This window comes from Mucilaginibacter lappiensis, from assembly GCF_050433765.1.
Taxonomy (GTDB): domain Bacteria; phylum Bacteroidota; class Bacteroidia; order Sphingobacteriales; family Sphingobacteriaceae; genus Mucilaginibacter; species Mucilaginibacter lappiensis_A.
The window spans coordinates 1-15,471 of sequence record NZ_JBNPWP010000009.1 but is presented as its reverse complement, the minus strand read 5'-3'; the positions used below and the strand labels follow the sequence as shown (position 1 = coordinate 15,471).

The following is a 15,471-nucleotide window of genomic DNA, read 5'->3' as shown; positions in this document are numbered from 1 at the left end:
TTACAAATACTTGTTATGTTATAATTGCATTTAAACATAGGCATTGCGGCAACTTTTTTGACTAAATTTACGTATATTGTAGTAAGCAGTACCAAAATACCAGCTTAATGCCTAAATGTCATACATGATGACGAAATGCCTGTTCTGTTGCATTGATTTTAAAATAATGCATATTTTGTTTAAACTATTTTGAATAATTGTTATCAAATAGGTATATTTCATTTGTATATTGTAAAAAAATTCAGCGATTGTTGAATTTCTTGATAAAAATTATTGAATAAAGCTAAACTTTAATAGCTTGCGTATCATATCAATGTCTGTTTCTGCAAACCGTTAAATGTTGGCAATATTGTTGATAAATGTTAAGACAAGCGTCGTGGTTTGTAAAAACAAAATTAATAGATTAGGACGTTCATAATAAGAAAGGTATATATGGAAGCTAAATTTTCGCCGAGGGTTAAGGATGTTATTCAATATAGCAGGGAAGAGGCATTACGCCTGGGGCACGACTATATTGGAACAGAGCATCTTTTACTGGGGCTTATCCGGGACGGAGACGGTGTAGCAATTAAATTGCTAAAAGGATTGAACGTTGATACAGCAAAACTGCGTCGCGCCGTTGAAGATGCCGTAAAAGGAACTATTGGAACAAATGTACATATTGGCAGTATCCCATTAACTAAACAAGCCGAGAAAGTACTAAAGATAACTTATCTTGAAGCCAAGATATTTAAAAGCGATGTAATTGGAACTGAGCACCTGCTGCTATCCATTCTTCGTGATGAGGATAATATTGCTTCGCAAATACTGATGCAGTTTAATGTAAACTATGAAGTATTTAAAGGTGAAGTTGAATCACACAAAAATGATGTAACTGACGAAATGCCCGGATCACCAACCGGCGGCGATGACGACTTTAAAGAAGAAGAGTCATTTAGTCAGCCTAAAAAGGTATCTGACATTAAATCAAAAACACCAGTGCTTGACAATTTTGGCCGCGATTTAACCCGCGCTGCCGAAGATGGTAAGCTTGACCCTATTGTTGGTCGTGAAAAAGAGATCGAAAGGGTATCACAGATATTATCGCGCCGTAAAAAGAACAACCCTATATTAATAGGTGAGCCTGGTGTTGGTAAATCTGCCATTGCCGAAGGATTGGCCCTGCGCATTGTTCAGCGTAAAGTATCACGTGTATTGTTTAACAAACGTGTGGTTACGCTTGATCTTGCATCATTGGTTGCCGGTACAAAATACCGTGGCCAGTTTGAGGAGCGTATGAAAGCGGTAATGAACGAATTGGAAAAATCACCTGACGTTATTTTATTTATTGATGAGATACATACTATAGTAGGTGCAGGTGGCGCTTCCGGCTCGCTTGACGCATCAAATATGTTTAAACCAGCTCTTGCAAGGGGCGAAATTCAATGCATTGGCGCCACTACTTTAGATGAGTACCGCCAGTATATTGAAAAGGATGGTGCATTGGATCGCCGTTTCCAAAAGGTAATGGTTGAGCCTGCAACTCCGGTTGAAACTATTGAGATACTGAACAGGATCAAAGAAAAATACGAAGAGCATCATGGAGTAACCTATACACCAGAGGCAATTAACGCCTGTGTTAGTTTAACCACCAGGTACATTACTGACAGGTTTTTACCAGATAAAGCTATTGACGCTTTGGACGAATCGGGCTCACGTGTTCACTTAACCAACATCCATGTGCCTCAAAACATATTGGATATTGAGCAAAAGATAGAGCAGATCAAGATTGAGAAAAACAAAGTTGTACGCAGCCAGAAATATGAAGAAGCTGCCCAGTTACGCGATACCGAAAAGAATTTATTGGTAGAGCTTGAGCAGGCTAAAGCATTATGGGAAGCCGAAACAAAATCAAAACGTTACACCGTAACCGAAGATAATGTTGCCGAGGTAGTATCTATGATGACCGGTATACCTGTACAAAGGGTTGGTCAGGCTGACAGTCAGAAACTGCTGCACATGGCAGATACTGTTGGTACCAAAATTATTGGTCAGGAAGATGCTATTAAAAAACTAACCCGTGCCATACAACGTACACGTGCAGGCTTAAAAGATCCTAAAAAACCAATTGGTTCATTTATTTTCTTAGGCCCTACAGGCGTTGGTAAAACTGAACTTGCAAAAGAACTTGCACGCTTTATGTTTGATACCGAGGATGCACTGATACAAATTGACATGAGCGAATACATGGAAAAATTCGCCGTATCACGTTTAGTAGGAGCGCCTCCGGGTTATGTGGGTTATGAAGAAGGCGGACAATTAACTGAAAAAGTACGCCGTAAACCTTACGCCGTAATATTACTTGATGAGATTGAAAAAGCTCACCCCGATGTTTTCAACATACTTTTACAGGTGTTGGACGAAGGACAGCTGACCGATTCATTAGGCCGCAAGGTTGATTTCAGGAATACCATTATCATCATGACATCAAACATTGGTGCCCGTCAACTAAAAGATTTTGGACAAGGTGTTGGTTTCAGCACTAATGCTAAAACTTTACAGGCCGATACGCACTCAAGAGGTGTTATTGAAAACGCTTTAAAACGTGCTTTTGCACCTGAGTTTTTGAACCGTATTGATGATGTTATTGTATTTAACTCGTTGGGTAAAGACGAAATATTCAAGATCATTGATATTGAATTAGCTTATCTGTTTAGCAGGGTTAACAGTTTAGGTTTCAAAATTGAACTTACCGAAGCTGCTAAAGAGTTTATTGCCGAGAAAGGCTATGACTCGCAATTTGGTGCACGTCCGTTAAAACGTGCTATCCAGAAGTATCTGGAAGATCCAATTGCTGAAGAAATACTTAAAGGCGAACTAAGCGAAGGTGATACCATGGCTGTTGACTATGACAAAGAAGCCAATGAAATTAAGATCATCGACAAAAAAGGCGAAAGTAAAGAGCCTGAGCAGGAAGAACAGAAATAATTGATCTTTCTGGATAATAAAAAAACCCGGCCACAAGCCGGGTTTTTTTGTTGGATTGAAAAAAATACGTCATTGCGAGGAACGAAGCAATCTCTATGCCGTACAGGGCGAATAGTGCATGTCGTATACCCGCTCTTGGCCGCGGGAGGGCCAGTTACTTTTGTCGCCACAAAAGTAACCAAAAAGGCTTTCAGCAGAGAGGCTTCTTTGCGCTCAGGGCCTTTACCCTGCAAAGCAGGCAGAACCACGGGCTGCAAAAATTGCCCTACTTCGTTCGCCCGTGCTCTTGCTTCAGCAAATATTTGCTATGCCCTTACAGCCACACAAGCCCACCATGTTCTGCATGCTTTCACCTGAAGCTTATCTGCTGACGGGGGGAGAATAATAAATAAAGGGTGAGGGCTGTCATGCTGAGCTCCGTCGAAACATGGTGTGCGGGCCATTGCTACTTACCTTGTGCAGGTGGCTCGTAATTTACAGGGAGCATCTCGGCCATACGGTAAATTCCCCAGTCGCCCTCAAAAATAATACTGCGCGGGTTGTTGATGATGCCATTGTTATCAAAAAACGCGTAGGCTTCATGTTCGTCGAGGGTGGCAATGGATGTTGCGTAATCGGGCATATCAAGCGGCCGATAAATATCGCCCGAAGTACCGCTGTTTTTTTTGTTGTACATGATATAAAGGCAGTCAGTAAAACCAAGGGCATACAAACCGGCGTTATCGGTGCGTTTTGCAAACTCGCTTAAGTTAAGTGGTTGCTTTACCAGCATTTGTATATACTTGTTCTTATTGTCGAACAAACCGCCTTTGTACTCAGGATTTGGTTTGCGAATTAATTTGAGTACCTCAAAACCCTCGGGTGTTAACCTGTTACTGACAATGCTGCGCAAAAAATGCATAGGCGAACCAAGGTAGGCATCTTGTCTGCGCTTTTGCCATTTACGTATTTTGCCGTTGTTACCCTTCATATCTTCAAACACCGATACGCCGTCATAATACATAAAACCTTTATTGGCGTCATAACTGAATGTATTGAGTTTGTATTTGATAACGTAGCCAAGCGCTTTATTCTCTATCTCCAGAAAATCATAGGAAGATGCTTCGAGTGTATGTGTTTTTTTGTCGTATTGAAAATCGAGTATATCGGGGTTTAGTATCCTGCATTGAGCGGCGTTAGCAGTTGTTCCTAAAAACTGGCGTTTAAACTGGGTATAATATCTTTCCCAGTTAGGGTCGGGTTTAATTTTTACTTCATTAAGTTCAATGGTTTTAGATTTAAGCGCTATCTCGGGTAAATTGATATTGCTGTTGTTTACCAGTATTGACTGGCTGTGAGTTTCATAACCCACAATAGATACGATAAGATCATACTGACCAGGCCTTACATTGTTGAGAGTAAATGTGCCATCGTTGGCAGTTTTATTGCCGGTACTGGCATTATTTAAAAACACACTGGCATTAGCTACCGGTTTTTTATCGTCTGCATTCACAATTTTGCCGGTAATTTTTAACTGGGCAAAACATATTGATGGGAGTAAGAAAATAAATAAAAACGAAAACCTAAGCATTAGCTAAATATAAACTAATACTTTAGTTGTAAAAAATATTTTTTATTTATTTTAATATGGATAAGCCGTTTATATGCTCAAAAATAAAATAAACAAAAAAACGTTAAACCTTTTTAGGAAATTAGCGTCTTATCCAATAATTACAAAACATAGCTTTATGAAAAAAATCTTGACTCTTGTATGCTGCACTATATTATTGGCAGCAACTTCTTGTACTAAAAAGTATATTACGCCTGCTAATATTACTGCAATTTATACCATTACCGGAACTACCGGTTGGAAAGTGTATACAGACGACGCCGGAAATAAATCATGGTCATCAGTTTTAAGCGACTTGCCTGAACAAGATCAGTTTGCTCAGGAAAATGGAGGTGTATTGGTTTATATCTCTTATGATAAAGGAGCTACTTACGAGGCACTTCCTGAGGTGTATAATGGTATTTCTTACAGTTATACCAGCGAAGTTGGGGCAGTAACCATATTTGCACAAGGTGCTAACGGTGCTCACCTGGCTCAGGCACCGGCCGATGATATCAAGGTAAAAGTAGTATTGGTTGATTCTTCTCAGTAATTGCTAAAAGTATTGACAAAAAAAGCGCCGTGCAATTTGCATGGCGCTTTTTTTATGGTTCAAAGTTGATTTCTATTTCTCCATTTGTTCAATAACCGCCTGGGTTACGCCGGTAAATGAAAAACCACCATCGTGGAAAAGATTTTGCATAGTAACCATACGGGTAAGGTCACTAAACAGGGTTACACAATAATCAGCACACTGGTCAGCATCTGCATTACCCAGGGGACTCATCTTTTCGGCATAATTTACAAAGCCATCAAACCCTTTAACGCCCGAGCCAGCCGTTGTACGGGTTGGCGATTGTGATACGGTATTGATACGCACATGTTTTTTTACACCATACTGGTAGCCAAAATTGCGGGCTATGCTTTCCAGATAAGCCTTGTTATCGGCCATGTCATTATAATCAGGGAATACCCGCTGGGCAGCGATATAGGTTAGCGCCAATACCGATCCCCATTCGTTTATGGCATCCATTTTCATGGCAGTTTGCAATACACGGTGCAGGCTCAGGGCCGATATGTCTAATCCCTTGTGGGTAAAATCGTAATTGTTTTCGGTATAATGGATGCTTTTACGCACGTTAACACTCATCCCTATGGAGTGTAATATAAAATCAACACCACCGCCAAAATGTTCCTGGGTTTTGGTGAACAGGTTGGTAATGTCGTCATTGCTGGTTACATCGGCAGCAATAACTGGAGCATTGCATTCTTCAGCAAGTTTATTGAGTTCGCCCATGCGTAGCGCGATAGGGGCGTTTGATAATACAATTTCTGCACCTTCCTGTACTGCGCGCTGTGCCACCTTCCAGGCTATAGACTGCTCATTAAGGGCGCCAAAAATGATCCCTTTTTTACCTTTTAATAAATTATAAGCCATGTTTTTTGTTTTTATAATTGGGTGTAAAATTATAGTTATTTATCAGTTAGTTTAAAATTGATAGTTACTGACGACTCACTTACTGACGGACGCCCGTTAAGAATATATGGAACCCAAGGATGATTGTTGCTTTTGATAGCGTTGATAACTTCTTCGTCGCACCCATACCCAATGCCTCGTAGAATTTTAAAATTGCTTAATGAGCCATCCTTTTCAATATTAAATCCAATTTCAACATCACCCTCAATATTATTGACGATCGCTTTTTCAGGATATGTGATTTTTGACCGGATGTATTCTGTAAAACCTTTTGCCGCGGGAGCAAACTTTACGGGCATATCACCCGTTACGCCATACCAATCGTAAATTTCGGCATTGGTAACTACCTTAAATGTTGTTGGTTTTTTAACGGTCTTTCTTTTAGCGACCATCTGTATGGTGTCCTTTATCCTGTAATCATCTTCTATTAATGGGGGCAAATGAATCTCTAAAAATCGGCTGCCATTATTAATAAGGTAGGTACGTTTACCCCAATAATATTTAAGGGTATCATAAGCTAATGCACCATATAGCTTAAATTTTCCTGCGGTATCTGTGGTTGTGTATATATAATAACCATCAAATACCAGTTCTTTATTCTTCGATGTAAACCGCAAACCTCTTACCGGATGATGGTATGCATCATATACGATACCACTGATATTGATGGTATCTTGTTTTATGGTCCTGTACTTGGGTTTGGGGGTACCCATAATAAGCTGTGCCTGGCTGATATAGGTAACACAGGTTAACAGGAATAACACCAATGATATTTTCATGTTCTTTAGTTATTCAGCAACTCCCTCGCATTTTGCAGAGCACTTTCGCCCGGTTTGTCGCCGCTTAGCATTTTGGCAATTTCCAGTATGCGTTCCTGGTTGTCCAGCTGTTTTATACGGGTATAGGTGATTGAGGCAGTATCATCTTTATAAACGAAATAATGATTTTGCCCCTTGCTGGCAATTTGAGGCAAGTGGGTTATGGTGATCACCTGCAGATTAGCAGACAGGTTTTCCATGATCTGCCCAACTTTATTGGCTACCTCACCAGATACCCCGGTATCAATTTCATCAAAAATAATGGTAGGCAATGCCGTGTATTGTGCAATGAGCGATTTGATGCTCAGCATCAGCCTGGAAAGCTCACCACCTGATGCCACCTTGCTCATCTCGGCCAAAGCGTGCCCCTTATTTGCCGAAAACAAAAAGCGGATCTGATCGGCCCCGTTTGCACCCAGCCCCCCTGAAGGCGGGTTGCCAGGATCTGCTTTTTCAATTCCCACTTTAGAGGGTAGGGGGGCACATTCAATTTTTAAAGCAGAATTAGCCATCCCCATTTCGGCCAGCGTAGCCAGTACTTGTTTTTCAATAGCCGGGATAGCTTTTAATCGGTTAGCCGTTAATTCACCAGCCAGTTTTTCCAGTTCAGTTTTATCGGCTGCTAATTGTTTTTGCAGTTTTTCTACCGCCTCATCGCTAAACAATACCTTCTGTATCTTGTCTGACAGGTCATCCTGTATCTCTAATAACTCAGCATTACTATTTACACGGTGCTTTTTTTGCAAATTATACAGGAGGCTCAGGCGGGTGTTAACTTCATCGGCCCGTGCATCATTGGTATGGGTGCGCTGTTCAATTACTTCAATTTCGGCAGCTATATCTTTTAGTTCAATGATGGTACTGTTTAAACGCTGGTGCAGCTCTTCAATTTGCGGATCGAATTTTTCCAGTATACCTAACTGCTGCCCTGCTTCGCGTAATTGTGTCAAAGCCGCGGCTTCGCCTTCCTGCATTAAATAATAGGCACCAAACAGGTTGCGTTTTATTTCTTCTGCATTAGTTAAAGCATATAGTTCTTTTTCCAGCAGTTCCTGCTCTTCGGCATTCAAGCTGGCCTTTTCCAGCTCATCAAACTGAAACTGGAAATAATCAAGATCAGCTTTTGCTTTTTCGCTTTCCTCAATCAGTTCATGAAGTTTGGTAGTTGCTCTTTTATACGCCCTGAATTTGGTTTGATAATCACTCAGCAGGTCATCATGTTTGGCAACAGCATCAACCACTAATAATTGAAATTCAGGATCGTTGATTTCCAATGTGGCGTGTTGCGAGTGGATATCTATCAGTTTTTCGCCCAGTTGCTTAAGCGCATTCAGATTAACAGGGGTGTCATTTACAAATGCCCTCGATTTACCATCGGCTGATATTTCGCGGCGTAAAACCGTTTCGGCTTCATAATCCAGGTCGTTATCTTCAAAAAAAGATTTTAAGTGGAAATCGTCTATTTTAAAAGAGCCTTCAATAACGCATTTTTTTTGCTGGTTAAAAAAATATCGGCTCTCGGCCCGTTGCCCCAAAATAAGTGATAAAGCACCTAATATGATCGATTTTCCAGCCCCGGTTTCGCCGGTGAGTATGTTTAACCCCTTGCCAAAACCTATTTCAAGGTTATCAATTAACGCGTAGTTATTAATGGTTAGCTTTTGAAGCATAAAAAAAGTATCCTTATTTTATTAAGGATACTAAATTACGAATTTCAAAGTATTGGGTTCAATAATTAAAAACTATTGGACCGTATCTGATTTAATATCTAAATCATATTTATAATTGAATGACATTTCAGCTTGTTTGCGGTATTCAGCCATGCGCTGTTTAAAAGCGGGGCTTATCATATACTCGCGCAGGTTTTTGGTTGCCACCTTTAATTGTGCCTGTGCGTCTTTTAGCTGTGGGTTATTTTGATAGGCGTGCATTTGTTGGCTCGCCCTTCTCATATCGGCCTGCTGTTGTTTCCACTCTTTACCGTTAAAAGCTTTTCTTAAGCTATCGCTCATGACCTTTAGTTGTTTGGTTTTTTCACGAAACTCGGGCGAGTCATAGCGACTGCGCATTTTTTCACCCATTTTTTTGAGCTGTTCAGTTTGCTCCTTTACTTCGGGTGGTATTTTGCTTTGCAGTTCGGCCTGATACTTTCTGTAATTCTCATCCTTACTGTCATCAACATAGTTACGATTGTGCGGAATGTTATACTTTTTTTCCAGTTGCTCATTCATCTGCTTAAACTCCGGACTATTAAAATATTTCTCAATTTTTTTACCCGACTCACCCATCTGCTCTCCAAGCTTCTCGGTTTCATCGTTACTTCCCCAGTTCTTTTCAAAATCAGCGCCTAACTTTTCCTGATCTTCCTGCATTTTCTTTATTTCGGGCCGGTTATAGTAATCTTCCATTTCCTTGCCTTTAAGCGCTAACATTTCGGCTTGCTTTTGAAACTCCGGGCTGTTATAATATTTACCAACGGCCTCTGCATGTTTGTTTACTTCGGCTGTAAGCCTGTTAAGTTCGGCATCATTAAGGCCATCATAGGTTTTTTTATAAGCCTGTTTGCGGTAATCGGACTTGCTTTTAGAATACTTTTTGGCAGCTGCTATTTTTTTCGCTTTAACTGCCTTTTTTTGAGTGGTATCAGTAAGCAATAAGTCTTTAACAATTTTAGGATAAACGGCTTTTTTGATAGATAATTTACCGTCTTTGATGGTGGGGTTTAACCACGCGATACTGCTTATGCTGGCGGCCATTATAACAACAGCCACTAACAGGTGACGTATGTTGCCAATTGGTTTCTTTGTTTTCATGATGCGTTCAATTCTGTTTAATAAATGGTATTTTTTTCCGGTAGCTGCCAGGGCCAGGGGTAAGTTTACGTACCTGGTTTGTTCAAGTTTTAAAAGTGCCTGGGCATATATTAAAGGCTGGGCAGTAGTTTGCACAACCAGGTCATCGCACCGGTTTTCGCGTTCCTGGTTTATAATGCGGTTAATTAATTGGGCAAAGGGATTAAAGAAAAGCAATATGGTTATAAATTGCTGTGCTAAATTGAGCAGGTAATCATTACGTTTTATGTGCGATAGCTCGTGAAGCAAAATAGCTTTTACTTCCTCGGTTGATAGATATGTAGTTAATGATATGGGTAAAAGTATGATCGGGCTAAAAAAACCGATCATGCAGGGTACATCAACAAACCGGCTAAAATTTACACTTACGTATTTATTGATCTGCAGTTGCTGACAAAAGCTATCAACATATAACTGTATTTCATCGGCAGGTATCATTGTTCTTTTGATGAGGCTTATTTTTTGCCAGTTTAAACCAAGTCTCAATAAATTAAATACCAAACCTGCAAAGTACAGCGCCGAAACATAAGGAAGATACCCTTCAATAACATAATTGTAATAGCTGTTGGACGCGGTGTGCGCAACCGGGTTTAAAGGAAAGGCAAAATGCGGTAGAAAAACCGGTGATGTTGCTGCGGTTAAATCAACCCAAACATGCGCTTGTACCTGGGTAATAAAGGTGTATATAAACCATACACTAATAATTAGCATGGCCACCATACCCACATTGTGTTTCTTTACAGATGACAGAGAGGGCACGCAGGTAAATAACAAACGCAATGCAAACCAAACCAATAATCCCTGCCATAAGGAGTGGATAATGGTGATACCTAAAACCTGGCTTATGTTATAGAACAGATTTTCCATGATGCTTATTTTTTATGCTGATCAAACTGTTTAAGATAATCTTTAATGGCGTCAATTTCGTCTTTTGATGCGCGGTGCTGCCCCAGCGCCTGTATCACCAGATCAGAAGTTGAACCTTTAAATACAGTAGACAATATTTTTTCCAAAGCGTTGCTTTGAGCTTGCTCCTGGCTAAATAATGCTTTATATAAATGGGTTTTTGCAGATGTATCGCGTTCAACCATACCCTTATCATGCATGATCTGCATGAGCTTTAAGGTAGTAGTATAACCGGCATCCTTTGTTTTAGCCAGTTCTTCATGTACATCACGTACGGTACACTGCCCTTTATTCCAGATCACCTGCAATATTTCCAGCTCGCTTTCTGTAGGTTTTATATTCATTTTATTTCAATACGAATTTCTTCGTACAAATATCTACGATGGATTTCGTATTTGCAAATATTTTTGAAATTATTTTTAAAAATGGGAATGGTTGCGGGTAGCGAGTTGTGTGTTTCGGGAGGTCCGACAGCTCTATTTTTGTAGCGTTTGGTATTTATTACCGTTGGCCGGGTCGACTTGCAGTAGTATGTTCATGGCTTGTACGCGTTCCTGCGGATCGGCCTTGCCGTATAACGATACCAGTTCGTCGCTTTTTGCGGTATAAAATACAAGGGGGAACATGGAGCCAACCCGCTGCCTGTTTATCTGTTGCAATGTCGGTAAAATCGATGTGATCTCTTTACGCCCTTTGGCAACATTATCAGCCATAACGTCAAGTCCGTTGCGGTGATAATCATACATAAAGCTGCGTAATGGGGCATAAAGCTTATTATTCAGGTTTTCTGATAGCCAGTACCGGTTAACGTTGCCATCAAAAGCTTTCCAGCCACGGTATGATCCCGACTGTGCGTTATTGATCACGGTTTGCGCATTGGCAAAATAGGGCGAGCCGCCATACAATGAAAAGGTATCATAATCAAGCCCTACTATAATGTAAGCGTAAAATGCCATGATCGAACTCAGGTTACTTTGAAAACTCTGGTCGGTATAGTCAATGGTTTGCCCATCGTTGTAAATAAAATCAATATCCTTATCATTAATATTTATTAATGTTGAACTATAGGTTGAGCTGTAAACAGGCCTTGATGATTGTACCTGTAACTCACCGCTAAAATTGCTGCTGCCATCCCAGTTGGTTATGTTCAGTACAAAAGTGCAGTCAATTCTTTCCTGGGGCAATATGGGGTCGGCGCTCCATTTGCGGCCATTTAAAAAATCCTTCATGGCCGTTTCGAGCGTTTGGAAAATACGCTTGTTGCTGCCCTGTATCTTAGGCGATAACACTTGCACCCGGGCGTTCAGGTCCTGGGCCGAAACCCGGAAACCTACCAGGGCTAAAACCATGTAGAGGAATATTTTTTTCATCCGTTGATGAGTTGAGCTACTTTAAGGCAAATATCACGTGCCACAGCATCCTTGCTTTTAAGCTCAAATACTGTTTTTTGCAGGCTGCGGTCAATAATGGTTATTTTATTGGTGTCTTTTTTAAAACCGGCCCCGGCATCGTTAAGCGAATTTAGCACAATAAAATCAAGATTTTTGCGCTGCAGCTTATTCATTGCGTTCTGTTCTTCATCATTGGTTTCCAGGGCAAAGCCAACCAGTATCTGGCCTTCTGCTTTCCGTTCACCTAAAAACTTTAAAATATCGGTGGTTTTCTTTAGTTCGATGTTTAGGCTATCATCTTGCTTCTTGATCTTTTGCGCAGCAACCTGGGCAGGCGTATAGTCGGCAACGGCAGCGCTCATGATACAGGCTTTGGCATTTTCAAAATTATTTGCACAGGCCTCCAGCATTTCGGCGGCCGATGTTACATCTATCCGCTTCACGGTTTGCTGCCGGCTTACCTGTGCCGTTGGTCCGGTGATCAGCGTAACATCAGCACCCATCAAAGCCAGTTCATCGGCAATGGCAAATCCCATTTTGCCCGACGAATGGTTACCAATAAAACGTACAGGATCAATAGCCTCATAAGTTGGTCCCGCGGTAACCATGATCTTTTGATCAGCTAAAAGGCGTTTTTTTTTTAAGGTTGATGATAAAAAATCCACGATCTCCTCAGGTTCGGCTAACCGGCCTTCGCCATACAGGCCACTGGCCAGTTCGCCATTGCCGGGGGCTATTAGCGTATTACCGAAAGATTGTAACCTGGCTACATTTTGGCGGGTAGCAGGGTGCAGCCACATATCAAGGTCCATAGCAGGGGCAAAATATACCGGGCATTTGGTCGATAAGTAAACGGCCGTTAATAAATTATCGCAAAGACCATTGGCCATTTTTGCCAGTGTATTGGCGCTTGCAGGTGCTATGATCAGCATATCGGCCCAAAGGCCCAGTTCCACATGGTTATTCCATTCGCCGGTATCCGGTTTAAAATAGTTAACCAGTACGGGGTTTTTAGAAAGTGTTGAAAGGGTAAGGGGAGTTATAAAACTGGTGGCATCGGGAGTCATCACCACCTGTACCTGCGCACCGGCTTTAACTAATAACCTTACCAGCAAGGCCGATTTGTAGGCAGCGATGCTGCCGCAAACTCCGAGAATGATGTTTTTCCCCTCAAGCATAGAGCCCCCTAACCCCCTGAAGGGGGAATGATAATGAATAAAAGTTAAAAGTAACAAAAAAACTCCCGTTAGCGGGAGTCTTTTGCATGTATAAATCCTTTTGCTACCCCTTTAGGGGGGTAGTGGGGCTTACGCTTCTTTTGTAGGGTTACGGTAGTAAACCTTATCATCTAAAAACTCCTGAACTGCAACCAATGATGGTTTTGGCAGTCTTTCGTAGTATTTAGAGATCTCAATTTGCTCACGGTTTTCAAAAACCTCTTCAAGGTTATCGTTTGATGATGCAAATTCAGAAAGTTTTTGGTGTAACTCTTCTTTAATATTGTTTGAGATCTGGTTCGCCCTTTTTGACATAATTACAAGCGACTCATATATATTATGAGTGTTTACATCCAGCTCGCGTAAATCGCGGGTTACAGTGCTGTTAGCTACTGCTGGTTTGTTGGTGTTATTTGCTGTCATATAATTTTTTTTAATATGGAATTCTTTGTTGCTGATTCTTTTCTGATGGTGGCAATGTTTTTACACTGTCTTTTGAGGCTATTTTTTTAGCCACCTTTTCGTTACTTAAGGCTTCGGCCAATACACGTTTGGCATTATCTATACCGCGTTTGCTGTCCTTTGCATAACCTGTGGTTTCGCGGCCATATTTGCTGGTAGGATATTTTTCACTAAACTGATCGGCATAAGCGATAGCCTGGGTATAACGTTCCTCTTGTTTATACTCTAAACTGCGGCTGGCATATAAATATTGTGATTTAACAATCAGGTACTCCATTTCCTCACCATATTTAGTGTCGGGATAATCGCGCAAGGCATTGTTAAATGCAATTACTGCCGATTGATAATCGCCGATGGTTAAATATAACTTAGCATTAGCGTAAGCTTTTGTTTCCAGTTTGTCGCGCAGGTTTTGTATCAGTTTACTTGCTTCCGTAACACGATCGCTTTTAGGGTACAGGTTAATAAACAGTTGCAAGGCCTCAATAGCTTTTAAGGTATTATCCTGATCAAGTGAAAATATAGGTGAATCAAGGTAATAACAGTAAGCAGAAAAGAAGCGGCATTCTTCGGCCCTTGTGCTTGATGGATAAGTATCAGCAAAGGTTTTAAAGTGATATCTTGCAGATGTATAATCCTTCAGCTTATAATTGGTGAAGGCATAATAATAAAACAGATCCTCAGCTTCGGTACGCCCACGGTAACGCTCAACCAATACCTCAAATAAACCTAAAGCTTTATTATAGTCCTTTTGGTTATAATATTTAATGGCCTCCTGGTATTTTTTGGCGTAATCGTTACTTGCCTTTAACTTTTCGTATTTGCTTTTACAACTACCAAGTGTGATAATTAACAGAGCTAAAACACTGGCTAATAACGTAAGTTGCTTTTTAAACATTTTGCAAAGATAGGTGAATAATATAAATCAGTCAATTATTTATTTATCGGCTAATATATAACGCGGTTTTGGCTCCTGTTATATATATTAATGTATTTAACATCTTTTAACTATTAACGCTTTTGAGAGATGTAAAGGTACGATAGTTAATCTGTTATATAGACACATTCCTGTAATATACCGGCAAACCGCCAGTCGCTTTATACTATATAGTATATGGCAATGAAATTCAACTGAGGGCTACTGTAGTATATTCAATGATTTATGATGATCCTTTTGATCATATACTATATAGAGGTGCGGTGTTGATGAACAGCTATGCTATATACATTTGGCGGTGATAGGGGGACTTTAATGTTATACTGTAATATAGTATATATAAGGAGTACTCCTGTTTTGTATCCATGGCCGAATGGTGACATCAGCTTTAAGGTTGCATATAATATAGTATAAGCCAGGTAAAGTGCAATTTTAGTTAAAAATGTTCAATTGGCCAGTTATATAAGCCAGCTTAATTATAAAACGACACTTTTTATGCACGATAGCTTAGCTTTTAGGCCGTCGGCAAAATTTTTCCAGCTGATTCTTAACACATTATGCACACGTGTTGAATATTTGTTTAAAACGGTTTGCATAATTGAAAACTCTGCCTACCTTTGCAGCCCGCAAACGAGGAAGCGGGGTTGTTCTTAGAAAGGTTAGTGAAGAGGTTTTGAAGCAGGATTAGTGAGGAGATAGAGAAAAAATAAAGACCAAAAAAAACTTCAAATAAATTTTCGGAAATTGAAAAAGGTTTATACCTTTGCAACCCGCAAGAAAGGAAGAAAAGAGGGGATTGAAAAGCGGGAAACGGGACTTAGAAAAATAAAAAAAATAAGTTTTGGAAATAAGAAAA

Annotated in this window: 12 protein-coding genes; 2 read left to right on the top strand and 10 right to left on the bottom strand. The window is 40.4% G+C overall.

Translation table 11 applies throughout. From position 1 onward, the window contains the following. Positions 1 to 432: 432 nt before the first annotated feature. A complete protein-coding gene (locus M2273_RS22930; RefSeq protein WP_429400114.1) occupies positions 433 to 2,967 on the top strand; it encodes an ATP-dependent Clp protease ATP-binding subunit in 2,535 nt (844 codons plus the stop codon). Positions 2,968 to 3,412: 445 nt separating this feature from the next. Here the strand turns inward: M2273_RS22930 and M2273_RS22925 are convergent, their stop codons facing one another. Beyond that, positions 3,413 to 4,537 (bottom strand): carboxypeptidase-like regulatory domain-containing protein, encoded by a 1,125-nt coding sequence (locus M2273_RS22925; RefSeq protein ID WP_429400113.1) that lies wholly within the window; start codon positions 4,535 to 4,537, stop codon positions 3,413 to 3,415. A 157-nt stretch (positions 4,538 to 4,694) separates the two neighbouring features. On the opposite strand from M2273_RS22925, the gene M2273_RS22920 reads away from it, so the two are divergent. Beyond that, complete coding sequence (locus M2273_RS22920) at positions 4,695 to 5,108, top strand: hypothetical protein (RefSeq protein ID WP_429400112.1); 414 nt, start codon at positions 4,695 to 4,697, stop codon at positions 5,106 to 5,108. A gap of 72 nt (positions 5,109 to 5,180) precedes the next feature. Here M2273_RS22920 and M2273_RS22915 read toward each other — a convergent pair whose 3' ends face one another. From M2273_RS22915 to M2273_RS22875, 9 genes are all read right to left on the bottom strand, one after another. Beyond that, positions 5,181 to 5,993 carry an enoyl-ACP reductase FabI gene (locus tag M2273_RS22915; protein ID WP_429400111.1) on the bottom strand — a complete coding sequence of 271 codons (813 nt, stop codon included), beginning with the start codon at positions 5,991 to 5,993 and terminating at the stop codon, positions 5,181 to 5,183. A gap of 35 nt (positions 5,994 to 6,028) precedes the next feature. After that, positions 6,029 to 6,811, bottom strand: coding sequence for an energy transducer TonB (locus tag M2273_RS22910; protein WP_429400110.1), 783 nt, complete (start codon positions 6,809 to 6,811; stop codon positions 6,029 to 6,031). Between the two features lie 5 nt (positions 6,812 to 6,816). Further along, positions 6,817 to 8,520, bottom strand: a complete 1,704-nt coding sequence (recN, locus tag M2273_RS22905) for a DNA repair protein RecN (protein ID WP_429400109.1) — start codon at positions 8,518 to 8,520, stop codon at positions 6,817 to 6,819. A 72-nt stretch (positions 8,521 to 8,592) separates the two neighbouring features. Further along, positions 8,593 to 10,569 carry a M56 family metallopeptidase gene (locus M2273_RS22900; RefSeq protein WP_429400108.1) on the bottom strand — a complete coding sequence of 659 codons (1,977 nt, stop codon included), beginning with the start codon at positions 10,567 to 10,569 and terminating at the stop codon, positions 8,593 to 8,595. Positions 10,570 to 10,574: 5 nt separating this feature from the next. Beyond that, positions 10,575 to 10,952 carry a BlaI/MecI/CopY family transcriptional regulator gene (locus M2273_RS22895; protein ID WP_429400107.1) on the bottom strand — a complete coding sequence of 126 codons (378 nt, stop codon included), beginning with the start codon at positions 10,950 to 10,952 and terminating at the stop codon, positions 10,575 to 10,577. A gap of 132 nt (positions 10,953 to 11,084) precedes the next feature. Beyond that, positions 11,085 to 11,978: a DUF4835 family protein gene (locus M2273_RS22890; protein WP_429400106.1), complete on the bottom strand. Its 894-nt coding sequence runs from the start codon at positions 11,976 to 11,978 to the stop codon at positions 11,085 to 11,087. Continuing rightward, on the bottom strand, positions 11,975 to 13,177 hold the full coding sequence (coaBC, locus tag M2273_RS22885) for a bifunctional phosphopantothenoylcysteine decarboxylase/phosphopantothenate--cysteine ligase CoaBC (RefSeq protein WP_429400105.1): 1,203 nt from the start codon (positions 13,175 to 13,177) through the stop codon (positions 11,975 to 11,977). Before coaBC ends, M2273_RS22890 begins: the two co-directional genes overlap by 4 nt. A gap of 129 nt (positions 13,178 to 13,306) precedes the next feature. Continuing rightward, on the bottom strand, positions 13,307 to 13,639 hold the full coding sequence (locus M2273_RS22880; protein ID WP_429400104.1) for a DNA-directed RNA polymerase subunit omega: 333 nt from the start codon (positions 13,637 to 13,639) through the stop codon (positions 13,307 to 13,309). Positions 13,640 to 13,649: 10 nt separating this feature from the next. Next, entirely contained in the window at positions 13,650 to 14,576 is a 927-nt protein-coding gene (locus M2273_RS22875) for an outer membrane protein assembly factor BamD (RefSeq protein WP_429400103.1), read from the bottom strand. Positions 14,577 to 15,471 lie beyond the last annotated feature (895 nt).